The following is a 19180-nucleotide window of genomic DNA, read 5'->3' as shown; positions in this document are numbered from 1 at the left end:
GGTGCCGCCCAGCGCATTGCCGCTGATCGTGACCGTCTTGCCGCTGCCGACGGTCTTGTCGGCGAAGCTGCCGCTGCCCAAGGACAGCGTCACCGTGTCGCCGCTGACCACGCCGCTCAGCGCACCATCCGAGACCGCGGCGTTAGTCGTGCCGTCGTAGGTCTTGTTGGATGCGCTCACGCCGGTGACCGTCAATGGCTTGGGAGTGATGTCGGCGGTAGACGAGTTGACGGAGGCGATGCTGTAGTTGGCTGCAGCCGCACCGCTGAGCGTGCCGCCGGAGATGGCGACGCTGATGCCGGTACCGACGTTCTTGCTGGCGAAGGTGCCGGTGGACGGCGAATAGGAAACCGCATCGCCGCCGATGACGCCGCTGAGCGCGCCACCAGTCAGAGCCGCTGTCGTCGTGCCGTCGTAGACCTTGTTGAGTGCCGTCACACCGCTGACCGTCAGCGGCTTGGGCGTGATGTTGGCCGACGTGTTGCCCGATACCGAGATCAGGTAGTTGCCGCCGTCCGCGCCGCTGAAGCCGGCGTAGTTGTAGACGATGCTGCGCAGCCCCGCGTTCGCGCTGGCGAACGTCGGCGACCCAAAGCTGTAGCTGATGTCGTCGCCGGCCACGATGCCGTTGAGCACCGCCGTGCCCGTCACCGTCGCTGCATCCGTGCCGTCATAGACCTTGTCCACGCCGGTCACGCCGCCGATGCTCAGCAGCTTGAAGTTGATGTTGGCCGTTGCCGTGGCGTTCTGCACCGTGTAGTTGCCGGCATCGGTACCGCCCAGCGCATTGCCGCTGATCGTGACCGTCTTGCCGCTGCCGACGGTCTTGTCGGCGAAGCTGCCGCTGCCCAAGGACAGCGTCACCGTGTCGCCGCTGACCACGCCGCTCAGCGCACCATCCGAGACCGTGGCGTTGGTCGTGCCGTCGTAGGTCTTGTTGGATGCGCTCACACCGGTGACCGTCAATGGCTTGGGAGTGATGTCGGCGGTGGAAGAGTTGACCGAGGCGATGCTGTAGTTGGCTGCGGCTGCACCGCTGAGTGTGCCGCCGGAGATGGCGACGCTGATGCCGGCACCGACGTTCTTGTTGGCGAAGGTGCCGGTGGACGGCGAATAGGAAACCGCATCGCCGCCGACCACGCCACTCAGCACGCCGCCACTCAGAGCCGCTGTCGTTGTACCGTCGTAGACCTTGTTGAGTGCCGTCACGCCGCTCACCGTCAGCGGCTTGGGCGTGATGCTGGCCGACGTGTTGCCCGATACCGAGATCAGGTAGTTGCCGCCGTCCGCACCGCTGAAGCCGGCATAGTTGTAGACGATGCTGCGCAGCCCCGCATTCGCGCTGGCAAACGTCGGCGAGCCGAAGCTGTAGCTGATGTCGTCGCCGGCCACGATGCCGTTGAGCACCGGCGTGCCCGTCACCGTCGCCGCGTCCGTGCCGTCATAGACCTTGTCCACGCCGGTCACGCCGCCGATGCTCAGCAGCTTGAAGTTGATGTTGGCCGTTGCCGTGGCGTTTTGCACCGTGTAGTTGCCGGCATCGGTACCGCCCAGCGCATTGCCGCTGATCGTGACCGTCTTGCCGCTGCCGACGGTCTTGTCGGCGAAGCTGCCGCTGCCCAAGGACAGCGTCACCGTGTCGCCGCTGACCACGCCGCTCAGCGCACCACCCGAGACCGTGGCGTTGGTCGTGCCGTCGTAGGTCTTGTTGGATGCGCTCACGCCGGTGACCGTCAATGGCTTGGGAGTGATGTCGGCGGTAGACGAGTTGACCGAGGCGATGCTGTAGTTGCCAGCGGCCGCACCGCTGAGCGTGCCGCCGGAGATGGCGACGCTGATGCCGGCACCGACGTTCTTGCTGGCGAAGGTGCCGGTGGACGGCGAATAGGAAACCGCATCGCCGCCGATGACGCCGGTGAGCGTGCCACCAGTCAGAGCCGCTGTCGTCGTGCCGTCGTAGACTTTGTTCAGTGCCGACACGCCGCTCACCGCCAGCGGCTTGGGTGAAATGTAAGCCAGGGTGTTGGCGGCCATGCTCATCATGTAGTTGCCGCCATCGGGTCCCCAGAAACCCGCGCCGTTGTAGACGATCGCGCGCGCGCCGGCATTGGCCGAGAAGAAGCGCGGATCGGCGATGGTATAGCTGATGTCGTCGCCGGCTACGATGCCGTTGAGCACCGCCGTGCCGGTCACCGTGGCTGCATCCGTGCCGTCGTAGACCTTGTCCACGCCGGTCACGCCGCTGATGGTGAGCAGCTTGGGCGTGATGTTCGCCGTGCCGGTCGCGGTGGTGCCGGACAGGACGTAGTTGCCGGCGGAAGCGCCGCCGATGCTGGCGCCGGTCGCGCTCACGGTCTTGCCGTTTGCGGCGTTCTTGTCGGCAAAGCTTGCCGAGCCGGCGATCGTTGCCGTGACCGTGTCGCCGCTCAGCACGCCGGACAGCGAGACACCGTTGACGGTGGCGGAGGTGGTGCCGTCATACGTCTTGTTGGCGACGGTCAGCACGGCGATCAGGGACTTGGGAGTCACCGAATAACTGAATGGCGTCGAGCCGTTGATGGTGTAGTTTTCGGCGTTGGCGCCGCCGAAGACGATGCCCGAGGAATAATCGACGGTGTAGGTGCCGACGTTGGCGCGGCCGGTCGGCGCGCCCGAGTAGCTCGCCGTGCCGCCGGCGATCAGGCCCATGCCGGAAAGCGCGCCGGCGGTCAGTTCCGTGCTGCCGTTGACGAGGGTGTAGCCGAAGGTGGCGAGGGTATCGCCGTACACGCTGCTCGTCGCGCTGCCGGTCACCTTCACCGTGAGGGCGGTCGGCGTCACGGTCAGCGGCGTGAAGGACTCCAGCGCGGCGAGATACGGATAGCCGTTGTTGCGGATGGGGTCGATTTTCCAGGTGCCGTTGAAGTTCAGGCCGGTCAGGTTCGATGCGGTGCGCATGCCTGCGGTATCGAACCCTTGCGCGCCGCTGAACATGGCTGGAAGCGAAGTGCGGTCGGTATTGAAGTAGACGTTGCTGACCGTGCCGATCTGGCCATAAGGATACCCCAGTGCCGGGCCTGCGAAGTCGCCGCCGTTCGTGGTCGCCGTATGGGAAATCGCTGCCGACGAATACGAATTGGCCGTGGTGGATCCGGTGTCCGCGAAGCCGACGACGCCGCCGGTGTAATACGCATAGTCGCCCGACGACGTGACATAGCCGCGATTGAAGACATCGGAAATGACGCCCTGGCTATAGCCGACCACGCCGCCGATGCTGATCGTGCCGCCGGAATAGATTCCCGTGACTGTCGACGTGTTGAAGGCATTGCTCACGCCCGAGCTTGCGCCGCGGATATCGCCCACGACACCGCCGACGTTCTGCTGGCCCTGCACGTTGCCGCCCACGGCGGCAACGTTCGACAGCGTGGAACCGGAATCGATGAGGCCTGCGAGTCCGCCGACCGAGGTAATGCCGGCGACGTTGCCATTGACCACCGCCACATTGGTGGCCCTTCCCGTTGCGAAGCTGTTAGGCTGCTGCGACCAGTTGACGTTGTCGGCGAATGCCCCGGCCAGTGCGCCCACCTGATTGTGGCCGGTCACGTTCGGATTGACCAAGGTGAGATTGCTCACCGTGCCGGAAATCATGCCGAACAGGCCGACGTAATCCCGGCCAGGCTGGTTGATGGTCAGGTTGGTGATCGCATGCCCGAGACCGTCGAATTTGCCGGCGTAGGCCCAGTCGAATTCGTCAGAACCCCAGAAATTGTGCGTGCCGATCGACCGGAAGCCCGCGCCGCCATTCCACCCCGCCGTCGCGCTGGCGTCGATATCCCGCCCCAGCGCATAGTTGCCGACGATGTACTTGCCGTCGAAGGATTTCGACGGACCATACTCGGCGCTGGACTGGAAGTTGTCGTTGATCGCCTGAAGCTGGGTCACGTCGTTGACCAGCATGTAGGCGGTCAGCGGGCCGGTCACGTACGGCGAATAGTCGGTCGGCGTGGCATAGCTTGGCGTGGCGGCGTTGCTGCCCGGCGGATTGCTATAGATGTTGGTGGCAGCGGCGGTGACATGGCCGTTGCCGCTGAAATTGACCGTGCCGCAGTTCGTCGCGCCGGTCACGCAGGCACCGTTCGCATCGGCGCGCAGGTTGGCCGTGCCGCTGCCGGCGGTGACCGCCTCGTTGACGTTGACGTGCCGCACCGCGTTCAGCGTCAGCGTCCTGGCGCTGTTCCAGGTGACCGCTTCGTTGACGCTGATGTCGCCGTTTCCGGCGGCGGCGCCGTTGCTGCTGCTGATGGTGACGTTGGTCGTCTCCAGGCTGGCGCCCAGGTCCGCTCCGGTAATGTCGCCATTGTTGGCGGCGGAATCGATCTTGTAATCGTTCGGGTCGAGCAGCCAGGTGCCGTCCTTGCCTGCCGGCGCGCGCGTATCGACCCGCGCCCCGGCAACCTTCAGCCGCGAGGCGGAGGTCTCGACGAAGCCGCCGTCGCCGCCCTTCTCTCCGCCGCGCGCGCTGGCCGCGCCGGAAAATTCGGTCCTGCTCCCGGGATTGGACAGATCCGCGACGATGCTGATGTTGCCGCCCTTGCCGGCGCTGCCGGCCGCGGCATCGGCCTTGAAACTCCCGCCGGCAACGATCTGGTCGGAGGCTTCGAGCACGATGCGGCCGCCGTCGCTGGTCAGGCCGGTGGCTTCGATTGCGCCGGTATTGCGGATCACGCCCCCCAGCAGGCGGTCGGCCGCCTTGGCGGAGAGCACCACGAGTCCGCCGGGCGCGAGCACGGCCTGGCTGTTCTCCACCAGCGCCTTGATGGCGGAAGGCTCGACCACGATGCCGGTCAGGTTCCTGCTTTCGCCCATCTTGAGCGTAATGGCTTCGCCGGACGCGAGGGCGATGGTGCCGGCCTGGGCAATGATCACGCCGCTGTTGCGCACTTCCGGCGCCAGCAGCGCGATGTAGCCGCCAAGCGCGGCCTTGAGCTGTCCCTCGTTGACCACGCTGGCGGTGGCGCCGTTGCGGGTGAACTTGAGGTTGCCAGCCATGAAGTCGCCGTTGGCGATCGAGTGCGTCGTCGCGACCAGGCCGCCAACGTCGACCGATGCGCCCGGGCTGAAATAGATGCCGTTCGGATTGGCGAGGAAGACCTGGCCCGGGGCGGTGATGCGGCCGAAGATCTGGCTGGCCTGGGTATCCAGCACCCGGTTGAGCGTGGCCGCGCCGGTTGACGGCTGGTTGAAATTGACCTGCGCCTGCGCGCCGACGTTAAAGCTGGCCCACTCGATGATGGCGCGTTCGCTTGCCTGATTGATGGTCAGGGTCGCGCCGTTGCGCACGATGCCCGCAACCTGCCCGGCGATCGCCTGCCCGCCGGCTGGCAAGGCGTCAGGCGCCGGCCCGGCCGCGTGTGCGGGCAAGGCCGCGCCCGCGCCGATCAGGACGGCCAGGCGCAGCGAGCGGCCGCCGCTGCTTTTCCCCTTGGCCCTGGCGATCTCCGCCACCGCGACCCATGCGCCGAGCAGCCTGCTCCAGACCAGGCGATAGATACGGTTGACGGTCGCGTGGCCGCTCATGGCTTTCCTTGGAGATCAGAAGGGAACGCTGGCGGACAGCCAGAGTCGGTTCTTGACGAGGGTGCCGTCGGAGTCGTTGCCGTCGGCGGTGGGAACCGGATTGCTGCCGATGCGCCTTGCCAGGGTGCCGCGCACCGACATGCCCTGCGCATTGGTCCAGGCCAGCGACACGCCCGCGCCCTTGAGCGTCAGGCTGTTGACCGCGGCGGCGCCGATGAAATCGTTGTTCCTGTTGACCGTGACATGGCCCCAGTCGTAGAAGCCGATCAGCGTGAAATCGTGCGGCAGGCGCGCGCGGGCTTCGAGGATGAGCATCTGGCCGTCGCTGCCGCCGCCTTCGCTGCCGGGATAGGCGCGCACGCCGCTGGCGCCGCCAAGGTAGAAGCGCTCGGAGGAATCCAGGTTCTTGTTGCCGAACTGCCCCGAGAACTGCCCGGAGAGCGTGATGCGCTCGCTCACCGCCTGGGTGCGCGAGAGGTTGTACTTCAGCTTGGCATAAGAGCCGGCGGTGTTGGGTCCGGCGGCATCGGCGGAGCGGTTCGGCGAACCATCGAGGTCCACCTTGCCTGCCACCAGGGCGACGCTCACGGTGCTGGCGCCGCCGAGTCCGAGGCCGTCGTAGCGGTTGCCGGTCAATGCCACAGAGAGGCTGTCGATCTTGTATTTCGTGACCGTCAGTCCTGCGGCGTTGTTGTCGAACTGCTTGTGGTCGGCATTGAGCGACAAGTAGAGGTTCGACAGGCGCGAACGGATCAAGGGATAGCTGGCATCCAGCCCGGCCGTGAACGAATTGCCGTGCACGTCGAGCGCCGCGAAGGCATCCGACACCAGCTTGTATTGCAGGTAGGACAGGCTCGCGCCGATTCGCCAGCCGCGCGGCCCGACCGGAAGGGATGCCGCGGCGCGCAGGTAGTCGCTGCCGCTGGAATGCATGTATGCCAGGGTTTCGCTGTCGCCGCGCCCCAGCGGATTGGCCCAGGCCAGCGTGGCGTTGAGATGCGCGCGTCCGGTGGAAGGCGAGCCGGTGTTGTCGGCGGCGGCTTCACCGCGGAACGGCCGCGCCGCGCCCGGCGAGAGCACCAGGTCGGTTTCATATTCGTTCCTGCCCTGGGCCAGGCTGGCGTTCGGCGCGAGTCCGGGCAGGTCTTCCATGAGGAGGAGCGCGCGGTCGAGAGCGTTGGCGTTGAGCGGCGCGCCCTTGGGCTGGTTGGCCTCCACGATGGCTTCCAGCTGGGCGGACGAAATCGGGGAACGCGCCTTTTCTTCGAGACGCAGGCCGCCGAACTTCGCTTCGACCACCTGGATCAGCACGATGCCATCCTTCACTTCCTGGGCCGGCAGGTAGGCGCGCACGACCCAGCCTGCCTCGCGGTAGCGCGTTGCCACGGCGATGGCGGCGTTTTGCAATTCGCCGAAGGAGAGCGGCCGGTTCAGGAAGGAAGCGACGCTGGGGCCCAGTTCGGCGTCGGAGAGCAGGGTGTTGCCGGCGAAGCGGAACGCGGCGACCGTTGCCGTCGGACCGGGCAACGCCGTCATCGGCGCAGGCAGGGGCGCGAGCACGCGCTCGGATTTTCCGGGCAGGGGAATCGGCCGGTTCTGCTCGATCTGCTGCAGCAGCGAGCCGGCGTCAGGAACGGTTTGCGCAGTTACGTGCGCCGCGCTGGCCGCCAGCAAACCGGCGGCCAGGCCCATCTGGTACTCTCGGCGCATGATCAGCTTTCGATCGCTTCCGCCCGTCGCTGACCGCGCACTTCCGCGCGCAGCTGGCCCAGTTCCTGCCGCAGGGTCTTGAGTTCCGCGAGCAGCATGCGGGTGTCCTCGCTTTCCGACTCGGGCGCATCCCTGCCGGCAAGCTGAGCTTCAAGCGCACGCGCCTTCGCCTGCTCTTCCTTGTGGGCCGCGACGCGCTCTTCCATCGAACTCACCATCACGCCGACGAAGAGGTTCATGACGGTGAAGGTGGTGACGAAGATGTAGCCGAAGAAGAAAACCCAGGCCGAGGGATTGGTCTTCATCGCGGCGCGCGCCATGTCGGGCCAGCCGTCCAGCGTGGTCACCTGCAGCAGCGAGAAGGTGGAAATGAACAGGTCGCCGAACTGGGTCGGCGCCTTCGCGCCGAACATCTTGGTCACGATGACGCCGCCGATGAACATGAAGATCGCCATCAGCAGGGAGACGGCACCCATGCCGGGCAGCGCGGCGATGAGACCTTCCACCACGACGCGGAGGCTGGGCACGATGGCGATCAGGCGCAGCAACCGGAGCACGCGCAGGACCGACAGGACGTCGCTGTTGGGCATGAAGGACAACGCCACGATGGCGAGGTCGAACCAGTTCCAGCCCGAACGGAAGAACTTGCCGCGATACGCGCCGATGCGCAGCGCCAGTTCGGCGACGAAGAACCAGACGATGATCCGGTCCGCGCCGGACAGGAGGTTGCCGAAGGCGGTCGACACGTCGGGAATCGTATCCAGCCCCAGCAGCAGGGCGTTCAGGAGGATGAGGGTGATGACGGTCCGGCGAAAGAATGCGCTTTCGACGAAGGCAAGCATGGGGGAAGCGGGGGAGGTCTGTGTAAGGGTCGACATGGTCAGGACTGGCAATTGTACGGAAACCGCATTTACCAAAAGTCATAAATGGCGGGTGGTCGGACAAAGGGAAAAAAACTTTACGGCATGGAAAAACAGCATCCAGACCTAAAGTTTCCGTAAAGAAATATCAACTTTTTCGCCCGGATTTCCCTGGGAAATTTCTTGATATCAATCAATCCAGTGAATTTATCCCCTTGATTGCATTAGGGAATCATAACAATGCTGTTCCCGATAAGCAATTTGTGCGCACAAAAACCGACAAAATGTTTTACGGAACATCAAATGGTGTGTCTATCGGTTACACTATTTCCACCTGGAACTCATTTCGGAGAAAGCAATGCTGGTTGAGAAAGAGCTCTTTGCGGTCACCGGCAATGCCGGCTACGCTGCCCGCCAAGACGCGCGCGAATCGAACGCGCGCACCTATGCGAGGCGGTTGCGCATGGCGATCGCGCACGCCAAGGGCGTCAGGGTCACCGACGCCGACGGCAAGACCTATCTCGACTGCCTCGCTGCCGCCGGCACGCTCGCCCTCGGACACAATCACCCGGCCGTCAAGGCGGCGCTGATCCAGGCGCTCGAGCAGGAAGTTCCTTTCCAGACCCTGGACATCGCCACGCCGCTCAAGGATGAGTTCACCAACGAAATCTTCGCCACGCTGCCGCCGGAATTCGCGGCGCGCGCGCGCATCCAGTTTTGCGGCCCTTCAGGTTCGGACGCCATCGAAGCGGCGCTGAAGCTGGTCAAGACCGCCACCCAGAAACAGAACGTCATCGCCTTCTCCGGCGGATACCACGGCATGAGCCAGAGCGCCATGGGCCTGATGGGCAACCTCGGCCCCAAGCACGGAATGGCCGGCACGGCGCAGAACGCGCAGTTCATGCCCTTTCCCTACTCCTACCGCTGCCCCTTCGGCGTCGGCGGCGAAGCAAGTTCCCGCATGTCCGCCCACTATCTGCGCTCGCTGCTGTCGGACGTGGAAGGCGGCGTGCTTCCCGCGGGCGTGGTGACCGAACTGGTCCAGGGCGAAGGCGGGGTAATTCCCGCGCCGAACGACTGGGCGCGCGCCGTCCGCGAGATCACCCGCGAGCGCGGCGTGCCGCTGATCGTCGATGAAATCCAGACCGGCGGCGGCCGCACCGGCGCCTTCTACGCCTTCGAGCATTCCGGCATCGTGCCCGACGTGCTCGCCCTGTCCAAGGCCATCGGCGGCGGCCTGCCCATGGCGGTCATCATCTACGACAAGGACCTGGACGTATGGCAGCCCGGCGCGCATGCCGGCACCTTCCGCGGCAATACCCTGGCGATGGCGGCCGGCGTCGCGACGCTGCGCACCATCCGCGAGCAGAACCTCGTCGCCAATGCCGAGGCCATGGGCAAGCGCCTCGAAAGCCATCTGCTTTCGCTGCAGAAGGATTGCCCGCTCATCGGCAACGTGCGCGGCCGTGGCCTCATGATGGGCGCGGAGATCGTCGACCCGGACGGCAAGCTCGACTCGCTCGGTCATCCGCCGGCGGACGGCGTGATGTCGCGCCGCATCCAGCAGGCTTGCCTTAAGCGCGGCCTGATCATCGAAATGGGCGGACGCCACGGCGCCGTGGCGCGCTTCCTGCCTCCCCTCATCATCAACGCGGATGAAATCGATGCCGTGGCGAGCATCTTTGCCGACGCCTGCATGGAATCCATGAAACAAGCAGCATGAGTCAAGAATTTCTAGGCCGGGACGAACAGAGCCAGGACGCATTTTCCCGGGCGGTCGAGCAAGCGGCGTCCAACGTCATCGCGCATTTCGGAACACTGGAGCAATGCTACAGCGGCATGCCGCCGACGCAGACCGCGCGCCTGTTCGACGGCATCGACCTGTGCCCGGAACAAGGGCGCGCGCTGAAGGACGTGCTGGACTGGGTCGGCGCCAACATCCTGCGAAACTCGATCGCGGTCACCCATCCGCACACCATGGCGCACCTGCATTGCCCGCCGCTGATTCCCGCGGTGGCCGCCGAAGTGATGATCGCCGCCAGCAATCCTTCCATGGATTCCTGGGACCAGGCACCGGCCGCAACCTACCTCGAACAGGAAATGGTCAAGTGGCTGCTGGGCCTGTTCGGCCTCGGCGGCAGCGGCGACGGCGTCTTCACCAGCGGCGGCACCCAGTCGAATTTCATGGGACTGCTGCTCGCGCGCGATGTCTTTGCCCGTGAACAGCTCGGCTGGAACATCCAGACCAAGGGCTTGCCGCCCCAGGCTTCCCGCCTGCGCATCCTGTGTTCCGAGATGGCCCATTTCTCGGTGCAGAAATCCGCCGCCATCCTCGGGCTGGGCTACGACGCCGTGGTTCCCGTCCCCGCCGATGCCGACCGACAGATGGATCCGGAGGCGCTGCGCCAGACCATCGCCCGGCTGCGCGAGCAGGAATTGCTGCCCTTCGCCCTGGTCGGCACGGCCGGCACCACGGATTTCGGCAGCGTCGATCCGCTGCATGCGCTGGCCGACGTCGCCGCGCAGGAAAAGCTCTGGCTGCACGTGGACGCCGCCTATGGCGGCGCGCTGATGCTGAGCCGCAAGCATTCCCGGCTGCTGTCGGGCATCGAGCGCGCCGACTCGGTCACGGTGGATTTCCACAAGCTCTTCTTCCAGCCCATCAGCTGCAGCGCGCTGCTCATCAAGGACGCCGCCGACTGGGAAGTGATCCGCTACCATGCCGATTACCTGAACCCGGAGGAAAACGAAAACGCCGGCGTGCTCGACCTGGTGACGAAATCGATACAGACCACGCGCCGCTTCGACGGCCTGAAGATCTTCGTGACACTGCAGACGCTGGGCCGCGAACGTTTCGCCGCGCTGGTCGATGGCGTGCTGGCGCTCGCCGAGGAAGGCGCGCAGTTGGTACGGAACGATCCCGACCTGCAACTGATGGCGCCGCCGCGCATGGCATCGGTGGTATTCCGCTATGCCGCGCAGGGCCTCGACGAAACGACACTGGAGCACATCAACACGGTGGCGCGCCGGCAGTTGCTGCTGGATGGCGAGGCGCTGATCGGCATGACGCGGGTGGATGACCACGCCTGCGTGAAGTTCACGCTGATGAATCCGCGCACCCGCGCGGAGGACTTGAGCAGGATTCTCGAGGCGTTCAAGCGCTGCGCGCGCAGCCTTCTTTGAAGTGATAAACCAGGCCGGGCCTCCCGCGGGCGGGTCCGGCCTCGCAACACGCCTGCCCCGGCCGGGGCAGGCTTTGCATCCTTAGTGCTTCTCTGCGTGATGCGCGTCCTGCTGCGTCAGATGCATCAAACGGTCGCAATACGCGATCGCCGCGGCGGAGAACAGGAACACGATGTGGATCCCCGTCTGCGCGATCAGGGTCTTGGGCTCATAGGCATCGGCATTGATGAAGGTCTTCAGCAGATGGATCGACGAGATGCCGATGATTGCCATGGCCAGCTTGACCTTGAGCACCGTGGCATTCACGTGCGACAGCCATTCCGGCTGGTCAGGATGGCTTTCGAGATTCATGCGCGAGACGAAGGTTTCGTAGCCGCCGACGATCACCATGATCAGCAGGTTGGAAATCATGACCACGTCGATCAGGCCCAGCACCACCAGCATGATGGTCGTTTCCGTCAGCTTGACGCCATGGGCGCTGGCATCGGTTGCGGTCTTCGATGTGACGGCCACCGCTTCGGTGATGTGTTCGAGCGACCCGGCGTGACCAAGCGCGGCGCCAATCAGATCCGACAGCTCGACCCAGAAATGGAACACGTACACGCATTGCGCGAGGATGAGGCCAAGGTAGAGCGGAAGCTGCAGCCAGCGGCTGAGAAAGATGAATCTGGAAAGAGCGTTAGGCTTGCGGAATTGGGCAGGATGCATGATGGAAAGGTTGGGATGAGGGTGCTTGATTATAACGGCCCTCATTCCACGCGGAAATTGATTGACGCGATAAATTTCCGTTTTTCGCAGCCGCGGCAACGGGCCGTTTCAGTTTCAATCAACGCCGGACGGCTGGAGAATGATCAATTGATCATCGCAGCGCCAGGTAGGCTCCCAGCGCCAGCAGGCCGGCGAAGAACATGGTCCTGAAGACATCGGGCCGGATCAGGTTGCGTACCGCCTGCCCGATCAGCATGCCGGCCAATGCCGGCGCCAGGGCAAGCAGCGACGCCCCGGCCACCGAGAGCTTGAAGACGCCGCCTGCCGTCAGCACCGTTCCGAGCGCAATCGTCGACACCGTGAACGACAGCCCGAGCGCCTGCACCATTTCATCCTTGCTCAGCTTCAGCGCCTGCAGGTAGGGCACGGCGGGAATGACGAACACGCCGGTCGTCACCGCGACGACGCCGGTCGATACCCCGATCCACGGAGCCAGACGTCTTTCCATGAGCGCATCGATTTCCAGGCGCTTGCCGTAGAGCCCGACCAGCGCATACATCACCAGCGCGGCGCCGAGCAGCCGCGACGCGATCGCATGCGCCTCGACGCCGAACAGCCATCCGCCGATGGCCGCGCCGATGCAGAAGCCCAGCAGCATGACCCATAGCCGGCGCAGCAGCATCTTGATTCCCGGGCCGCTGGCAAGCTGCCAGACGTTGGTCACCATCGACGGCACAACCAGCAGCGCCGCCGCCTGCACCGGCGCCATCACGATGCCAAGCAGGCCGATGGCGATGGTCGGCAGGCCGAGTCCGATCACGCCCTTGACGAAGCCGGCGAGCAGGAAGACAGCGCCGATGAAAAGCCAGGAAGAATCCATGAGTGCCCGTTGTTTGGATGACAGGCACATTCTGCCCTGACTTGTCTTTCCGCGCAGCGCATGAACCCTGCCCTAGCCTCAATGCAGCTGCTGCGACGAATTCGCGTCGCTCACGTCATCCACGCTGACGCCATCCGAAATCGCCTTGCCCAGCGTGGCCTCTTCCAGCCAGTTGCGCACCATCTGCAGGTGCGCCCTCTCCTCGTCCAGCGCCACGCTGAAGTCGGGGATCATGCCGCCCTGGCCCTGGTCTTCCGCCAAGGCGATCAGCATCTCCCAGCCGGCGTTGTCGGTCATCTCGGCGACGAGGATGGCGTGCAGCGACTGGGCGATGGTGGTGCGGGGATCGGTCAGCACCTGCATGAGGCCCATCGCTTCCACCCCCGCCACGTCGGCCGAGGGCGTCTGCGAGGTCGGGTCGCCGCCCATCGCGGCGATCGCTTCGGCGACCATGGCGAAATGGCGCGCCTCGTCCTGGCGGATGCGCTGCAAGTCGGCCATCGTCATGCCCGTGGTCTGGTCCTGCAAGGTGTCGAACTTGGTAATCAGTGCGTCATACAGCCTCGTGCCGGTGCGCTCGAAGGCCATGCGCTCGCCCAGCTTATCGAGCAGGAGCTGGGGCTGGTTGCCGGTCATCACCTGCACGCCGGTGGTGATGGCGCCGTGCAGCGTGCCCGGCACCGGCACCGAGCCGAGCGGGTCGGCTTCGGCGATGTAGGCGCCGCGCACCTCGGCCAGCATGCTGTCGTCGCCGGGCGCGGACGGCATCTGATCCGGCTGCCCGGACCTGGCCATCCCGGCGGAATCGAAGGTGGACATCTGCATGCCGGTGCGGTTCATGCCGATGGGGGTGTGCTGTTTCATTGCGCTGCCTCTTTCAGTGAACGATGGATGCAAAGGCAGGACTGGCTCACGCCGCCAGCGCCACCTTGCGGTTGAGCTCGGTGCCCGGGATCCAGGCATAGCCGGCGGCCACCGTCTCGCTCGGCGAGCCGTCGGAATTGATGTGCTCTCGGTAGGCGATCGATGCCTGGCTTTCCTGCGCACGGTCGACGAACCGGGTGCCATTGGCCCGAAGGTCCACCTCCCGCGACAAGGTCTGGCGCACGAAGTCGCGCTGGCTGGCGAAGGGGATGGGCTCGGGCAGGTCGCCGTTGCCGAACAGCTCCGCCGGATCGCGCCGGTCGATTTGCCTGAACAGGTCGGCGGCGTAATGGAAATGCCCCAGCTCGTAATCGAGGAAGCGTTCCCAGATCGCCTTCAGGCGCGGATTGGTTTCCTGCTGCACGCAGCCGTAGTAGTTGTAGACCTCGGCGGCCTCGTGCAGGAGCCATTGCTCCATCCAGGTCTCGCCGGGATCGAGCAGGGACTCATACTGGGTCACGTGCTGTTCCTCGATGGAGGCAATCTCGGCATACAACTGGCGGGCCACCGGATCGGCGAACAGCGGGCCGGCGTTGAGGTAATACTGGTTGACCTGGAACTCGGTGGACACGATGGTCAGCGCGTGCAGCTTGGTCAGCGGCGAGGCGGTGGCACGGTCGTAGTGTTCGCGCACGTCATCCTCGGGCGCGCGATGCTCCGCCACCGTCGGACGGCCGGGCAGGATGTCGGTGTAGTTCTGCACGATGTTGTTCGCATCCTTGCCTTCGAGGCGATCGATCAGGGCCGAGAAGCGGTACAGGTGGTCGAAGTCTTCCAGCATGCCGAAGCGGTAGGCCTGCGCCAGATAAGGATCGGGTTCGCGCTGCGCCACGGCAGCAGTGACCTCGATGGCGGTCTGCTCGTAGCCGAGCGTGATTTCCAGCGGCGAATGGTCCGGACCGAGCAGCCAATTGACCATCGTGGCCTGGTGCTGCTCGATGCGACGTATCCTTGCCAGGTCGACGCGCAGGTCCTTGTTCCTGCGCGCGGCCATGTGCGAAAAGCGCTGGCACTCCTGCTCGATGCCGTTCATCAAGATCACGCGCACGCGGGTGAAAGCGTCATCGTCGAGCTTGCTGATCGGCTTGCCGACCATGTCGCGCCAGGTGAAGCGCTGACGGTCGATCGGCTGGCCCCTGGAAGAGAACAGATTGAATGCCATGGCGATGCTCCTTGGTTTGCCGGTGGGTCGAAGCGTGAAAGCGGGGAAGCGGGCTGGGCGCAAGAAGCATGCCGGTGGCAAGGCTTGCCGCAACAATGGGATGTCCGGCAAGGCGGAGGGAGAAAGACAGGAAAGCGGCACAAGCGCGGCACGGCTGCGCGAATCCGTTACCGCCACGGCGCGCGGAACGCGCCATGGCAGGCGGCGGCAGGGACGCCGCAGTTTTTACAGGCGCATCGCAATGCTTACATCAGGGCCTGCACCGGACGCTACATCACGAGCTTGCGGTTGTCGCCGAGCGCATCGGTGTTGCCGGTAAGGATGCCTTTCGCCAGGCCGTAGAGGCGTACCATCGCGCTGCCCGGCGCGTCCCAGTACTCCGCCTCGGTGATCGTCACCTTCAGCAGCACGAGGTCGGGATCGTCGAGGCCATCGCGGAACCAAGGCTTGATCCACGGCGTCCAGAGTTCCTGCATCTTTTGCTTGTCATGCACCACTTCCACCTTGCCCGAGATGGACAGGTAATCCTGCTTGTCGGTGCGCGCATAACTGAGGTTGACCTGCCGGTGCTGCTCCGCCTCGGCGACCTTGGGAGACGACATTGCGGTAAAGAACCAGAGATGCCCTTCGCTGTCCATCTGCATGGTCGACATGGGCCGGCTGCGCAAGGTGCCGTCCATTTCTTCCGTGGTCAGCATGGCGAACTTCATTTCCTTGACGAGTTCCGCCACCTTGACGAGATCCTCGTTGTCTTGTTGTTGCACGTCCATCGCTTTCTCCTGGCTATGTTGCACGCAGGCGCGAATGCCTGTGCAAGAAAGAGAAACCGGGCCGCCGAAAGTTCCGTCAGGGCGAAGACGCGGGACCGCCCGGCCAGGCCGCCCGCAGCAAGGCAGGCATCGCCGCGCCAGCCTTGCCGCGCAGGACGAAGCTGGCGGAGGCATCGTGCCGGGTGGCCTCGGGATTGACCTGGATGACGGTCTTGCCGCTGTCATGCGCCTGCAGCGGCAGGCTTGCCGCGGGTTCGACCAGGCTGGACGTGCCGATGCAGAAGAAGACGTCAGCCTTGCCGGCAAGTTCGGCGGCGCGCTGCCACGCCTGCTCCGGCAGGGATTCGCCGAACCAGACCACGCCCGGCCTGAGCAGGCCGCCGCAATGCGTGCAGCGCGGCAAGCCGGCGCCGTCCCTCGGCGCGTCGCCGTCGCCGGGCGCGCGGCATTCGAGGCACAGGTCGTCCCAGATGTTGCCGTGCAGTTCGACCACGTCGGTGCTGCCCGCCTTGCGGTGCAGGCCATCCACGTTCTGCGTCAGCACCGTCACTTCCGCGCCGGTCTTTTCCAGCGACGCGATGGCCAGGTGCGCCGGGTTCGGCAAGGCATTGCGCATGAGGTCGCGGCGCCATTCATACCACTTCCATACGGTCTGCGGATCGCGCCGGAAGGCGGCCGGCGTGGCGAGCTCCTCGGCGCGGTACCTTGCCCACAAGCCAGTCTGTGCGTCGCGGAAGGTCGGCACGCCGCTTTCCGCCGAGACGCCGGCGCCCGTGAACACCGCGATCACGCGGGCCTGGCGCAAGGCATCGAGAAGTTCCGGGGCGAAATGCATGGCTGGGCAACGGCGCTGGCTAGCAGCCGCACAAGACTTCGCTGTTGCCCTGGCTGCCCTTCTCGCCCGCGGTGGGATGGCCGTCGCGCTTCCACCAGTCGAGGCCGCCCATCAGTTCCTTCACCCGGAAGCCGAGCCGGGTCATGTTCAGCGCGCCCTTGGTGGAAGCATTGCAGCCGATGCCGTCGCAGTAGGTCACGACCAATGCCTCGCGGTCGATCGTTGCCGTGCTCGCCTCGTCCATGGTCCGGTGCGGAATGTTGGTGGCGCCCGGCACATGCTCGGCGGCGAAGGCCTCGACCGAGCGGGCGTCCACCACGATGATGCGTTCGCCCGCCTTGAGCGCTTCGCTCAGGTCCCAGGAATCGATTTCATAGGCCAGCTTGTCGAGGTAGTGCTGCAGTTGGGCTTGCATGGCGTGTCCTTTGGCATGGATGGCATGTATCGTCTGCGACGATGGTAACGCGGAATGCGGAATGCGCAAAGCCGCGCGGCGCGTGACCCTATTCCTCGTAGCGGTCGGCGGCGATCACGCGCAGCACCGTGCGGTAGAAGATGTAGGCCGCGCCATACATCAGCCGCTTGTACCAGGGCTTGTTGACGTAGTCCTCCAGCCGGACCGGCGTGCCGTCGGCGATGCCGCGCTCGATATGCTCGCGCAGGCGCAGGGCGAAGTCGGCGTCGTGGATCACGACGTTGGCTTCCTGGTTGAGCAGCAGGCTGAGGCCGTCCCAGTTGCTGGAGCCCACCGTCGCCCAGTAGTCATCGATCACGCCGACCTTGCCGTGCAGCTGGGTCTTGGTGTATTCGACGATCCGTACACCCGCCTTCAGCAATTTCGGATAGAAGGAATGCGCCACCGCGTCCTGGATGCGGAACTGGCCTACGCCCAGCAGCAGGGTCACGCTGACGCCGCGCGAGGCGGCTTTCGCGAGGGCCTGCCGCAGCTTGCGCCCGGGCGCGAAGTAAGGCGTGACGAGCATCGCCGATTCACGCGCGCCGCCCAGCGCCTTCATGTAGGCCTTCTGTATGGTGCGGCGGTTGCGCAGGTTGTCGCGCACCACCAGGCCGGCCAGCACCGGCCCGTCGCCCGGCGGCGGACGCACGCCGAACCTGCCGCGGAAGTTTCGCCACCGGTAGCGGAAGTTGAAGCGGTTGAGCAGCATCCATTGCGCTTCCACCTCGAGGTGGATGGATTCGACCAGCGGTCCGACGATGCTGACGGCGAAGTCCCAGCGCGGCGCCGGCAGCAGCAGGCTGGGGTTGTGGTCGGCGCGCAGGTCGTGGTTGATGTTCAGTCCGCCGAGGAAGGCGATGCGGCGGTCGACCACGCAGATCTTGCGGTGGGTGCGCACCACGCCGCGCTGGAACCAGGCATTGAAGACTCGGTAATGAACGCCTGCCTGGCGGAATTCCTCTTGCAGCCGCCTGGACTGGCCATGGCCGGTGCCGAGCCAGTCGGTGATGACGTTCACCACCACGCCGCGCGCCGCGGCCCGCTTGAGCGCGACCTTCACCTCCTCCCCGGTTTCGTCTGCGGCGAAGATGTAGGTTTCCAGCAGGATTTCGGCCTGCGCCTCGTCGAGCGCGCGTATCAGCGCGGGAAAGAACTCCGCGCCGGAGTGCAGGAGCGTGACTTGATTATGGGCGGTGAAGCTTACCGAACGCATGCGCTGTCGATCCAGGATGGGACGATGGACCCGGATACCGGAATCCGGATGGCGGCGCCATTTTACCTGTCATTGCCGGCGTTCATTCCAGCGTCAGCGTGGCGACGATGGGCGCGTGGTCGGAGAGCTTGGCCCAGGTTCCGCCGTGCATGACTTCCGCCGTGGAGATGCCGAGCCCGCGCACGTAGACGCGGTCCAGGCGCAGCCAGGGCAGCGCCGCGGGGAAGGTGCGCGCCGGCTTGAGCTTGGGGCCGCGCCCGCCCAAGGTGCGCAGGTACTGTCCGAAGCCGCGCGAGGGCAGGCTAGCATCGAACACTTCGGTGACGCCGAGCTCGGCGCGCATGGTCGTGCTGAGCTGGTTGGTCCAGTCGTTGAAGTCGCCGGCGATGATGATGGGCGCGTCGGGCGGGGCCGACTGGCTGACCGCCTCGATCAGCGCCTCGGTCTGGCGCCGGCGGCTGCGCGCGAACAGGCCGAGGTGGACCACGTAGCAATGCACGTCGCCCGCCGGCGTGCCGACGATGCAGTGCAGGATGCCGCGCGATTCGAAGGCATGGTCGGAAACGTCCTGGTTGGTGGCGGAGACGACGGGAAAGCGGCTCAGCAAGGCATTGCCGTGATGGCCGTGGTCGTAGACCGCGTTCATTCCGTAGACCGCGTGGTGCGATTCGCCGGCGAGAAACTGGTGCTGGGCCTGTTCCGGCCAGAGCGCCGCATGCTTCATCGCGAATTTGTCGTGCCGCCCCTGCACTTCCTGCAGGAACAGGATGTCGGCTTCGAGCGATGTCAGCGCCTGCTTGAGCGCATGGATGCGCGGCATGCTGCGCAGCGTGCTCACGCCCTTGTGGATGTTGTAGGTTGCGATGCGGAGTTTCATGTATCCCTTCGTTCACATGGTCCGTCATGCGGGGCATGGCCCCGG

14 protein-coding genes are annotated in these 19180 nt (G+C 65.3%); 2 read left to right on the top strand and 12 right to left on the bottom strand.

The window, feature by feature from the left end:
* The 3 genes from G3574_RS07650 to G3574_RS07640 all read right to left on the bottom strand — a co-directional run.
* Positions 1–5556 (bottom strand): YDG domain-containing protein (locus G3574_RS07650; protein WP_163961656.1); only part of this gene is annotated, 5556 nt, incomplete at its 3' end.
* Positions 5557–5571: 15 nt separating this feature from the next.
* Positions 5572–7266: a ShlB/FhaC/HecB family hemolysin secretion/activation protein gene (locus G3574_RS07645; protein WP_163961654.1), complete on the bottom strand. Its 1695-nt coding sequence runs from the start codon at positions 7264–7266 to the stop codon at positions 5572–5574.
* A gap of 2 nt (positions 7267–7268) precedes the next feature.
* Positions 7269–8144, bottom strand: coding sequence for an ion transporter (locus G3574_RS07640; protein ID WP_163961652.1), 876 nt, complete (start codon positions 8142–8144; stop codon positions 7269–7271).
* 340 nt (positions 8145–8484) lie between these two features.
* Between G3574_RS07640 and G3574_RS07635 the strand changes: the two genes are divergently transcribed.
* Together G3574_RS07635 and G3574_RS07630 are read left to right on the top strand one after the other, a co-directional pair.
* Positions 8485–9849: a diaminobutyrate--2-oxoglutarate transaminase gene (locus G3574_RS07635; protein WP_163961649.1), complete on the top strand. Its 1365-nt coding sequence runs from the start codon at positions 8485–8487 to the stop codon at positions 9847–9849.
* Positions 9846–11309: a pyridoxal phosphate-dependent decarboxylase family protein gene (locus G3574_RS07630; RefSeq protein WP_163961648.1), complete on the top strand. Its 1464-nt coding sequence runs from the start codon at positions 9846–9848 to the stop codon at positions 11307–11309. Before G3574_RS07635 ends, G3574_RS07630 begins: the two co-directional genes overlap by 4 nt.
* An 81-nt stretch (positions 11310–11390) precedes the next feature.
* Here the strand turns inward: G3574_RS07630 and G3574_RS07625 are convergent, their stop codons facing one another.
* The 9 genes from G3574_RS07625 to G3574_RS07585 form a co-directional block, all read right to left on the bottom strand.
* A complete protein-coding gene (locus G3574_RS07625) occupies positions 11391–12017 on the bottom strand; it encodes a YqhA family protein (protein WP_163961645.1) in 627 nt (208 codons plus the stop codon).
* Between the two features lie 151 nt (positions 12018–12168).
* Positions 12169–12897: a sulfite exporter TauE/SafE family protein gene (locus G3574_RS07620; RefSeq protein WP_163961644.1), complete on the bottom strand. Its 729-nt coding sequence runs from the start codon at positions 12895–12897 to the stop codon at positions 12169–12171.
* Positions 12898–12975: 78 nt separating this feature from the next.
* Entirely contained in the window at positions 12976–13761 is a 786-nt protein-coding gene (locus G3574_RS07615; RefSeq protein ID WP_235953132.1) for a ferritin-like domain-containing protein, read from the bottom strand.
* 46 nt (positions 13762–13807) lie between these two features.
* Positions 13808–14983 carry a hypothetical protein gene (locus G3574_RS07610; RefSeq protein ID WP_163961641.1) on the bottom strand — a complete coding sequence of 392 codons (1176 nt, stop codon included), beginning with the start codon at positions 14981–14983 and terminating at the stop codon, positions 13808–13810.
* A gap of 269 nt (positions 14984–15252) precedes the next feature.
* Positions 15253–15753 carry a pyridoxamine 5'-phosphate oxidase family protein gene (locus G3574_RS07605; RefSeq protein WP_163961640.1) on the bottom strand — a complete coding sequence of 167 codons (501 nt, stop codon included), beginning with the start codon at positions 15751–15753 and terminating at the stop codon, positions 15253–15255.
* A gap of 76 nt (positions 15754–15829) precedes the next feature.
* The gene (locus G3574_RS07600) at positions 15830–16588 is read right to left on the bottom strand and encodes an SIR2 family NAD-dependent protein deacylase (RefSeq protein WP_163961639.1); all 759 of its coding nucleotides are present in this window, start codon (positions 16586–16588) and stop codon (positions 15830–15832) included.
* A 19-nt stretch (positions 16589–16607) separates the two neighbouring features.
* Entirely contained in the window at positions 16608–17003 is a 396-nt protein-coding gene (locus G3574_RS07595; RefSeq protein ID WP_163961637.1) for a rhodanese-like domain-containing protein, read from the bottom strand.
* 88 nt (positions 17004–17091) lie between these two features.
* On the bottom strand, positions 17092–18258 hold the full coding sequence (locus G3574_RS07590; protein ID WP_163961636.1) for a phospholipase D-like domain-containing protein: 1167 nt from the start codon (positions 18256–18258) through the stop codon (positions 17092–17094).
* A gap of 82 nt (positions 18259–18340) precedes the next feature.
* The gene (locus tag G3574_RS07585; RefSeq protein ID WP_163961634.1) at positions 18341–19135 is read right to left on the bottom strand and encodes an endonuclease/exonuclease/phosphatase family protein; all 795 of its coding nucleotides are present in this window, start codon (positions 19133–19135) and stop codon (positions 18341–18343) included.
* Positions 19136–19180: the final 45 nt, after the last annotated feature.

This window comes from Noviherbaspirillum galbum (genome assembly GCF_010974945.1).
GTDB classification, from domain to species: Bacteria; Pseudomonadota; Gammaproteobacteria; order Burkholderiales; family Burkholderiaceae_D; genus Noviherbaspirillum; species Noviherbaspirillum galbum.
Note: the sequence above shows the minus strand (reverse complement) of the source record. Positions and strands in the feature narration are given on the sequence as shown.

Bases quoted from the DNA above. Each gene is read 5' to 3' on its own strand.
- G3574_RS07605 (WP_163961640.1), bottom strand. From the start codon at position 15,753: ATGGACGTGCAACAACAAGACAACGAGGATCTCGTCAAGGTGGCGGAA.
- G3574_RS07635 (WP_163961649.1), top strand. From the start codon at position 8,485: ATGCTGGTTGAGAAAGAGCTCTTTGCGGTCACCGGCAATGCCGGCTAC.
- G3574_RS07630 (WP_163961648.1), top strand. From the start codon at position 9,846: ATGAGTCAAGAATTTCTAGGCCGGGACGAACAGAGCCAGGACGCATTT.
- G3574_RS07590 (WP_163961636.1), bottom strand. From the start codon at position 18,258: ATGCGTTCGGTAAGCTTCACCGCCCATAATCAAGTCACGCTCCTGCAC.
- G3574_RS07585 (WP_163961634.1), bottom strand. From the start codon at position 19,135: ATGAAACTCCGCATCGCAACCTACAACATCCACAAGGGCGTGAGCACG.
- G3574_RS07600 (WP_163961639.1), bottom strand. From the start codon at position 16,588: ATGCATTTCGCCCCGGAACTTCTCGATGCCTTGCGCCAGGCCCGCGTG.
- G3574_RS07645 (WP_163961654.1), bottom strand. From the start codon at position 7,266: ATGCGCCGAGAGTACCAGATGGGCCTGGCCGCCGGTTTGCTGGCGGCC.
- G3574_RS07615 (WP_235953132.1), bottom strand. From the start codon at position 13,761: ATGAAACAGCACACCCCCATCGGCATGAACCGCACCGGCATGCAGATG.
- G3574_RS07640 (WP_163961652.1), bottom strand. From the start codon at position 8,144: ATGTCGACCCTTACACAGACCTCCCCCGCTTCCCCCATGCTTGCCTTC.
- G3574_RS07625 (WP_163961645.1), bottom strand. From the start codon at position 12,017: ATGCATCCTGCCCAATTCCGCAAGCCTAACGCTCTTTCCAGATTCATC.
- G3574_RS07610 (WP_163961641.1), bottom strand. From the start codon at position 14,983: ATGGCATTCAATCTGTTCTCTTCCAGGGGCCAGCCGATCGACCGTCAG.
- G3574_RS07595 (WP_163961637.1), bottom strand. From the start codon at position 17,003: ATGCAAGCCCAACTGCAGCACTACCTCGACAAGCTGGCCTATGAAATC.
- G3574_RS07620 (WP_163961644.1), bottom strand. From the start codon at position 12,897: ATGGATTCTTCCTGGCTTTTCATCGGCGCTGTCTTCCTGCTCGCCGGC.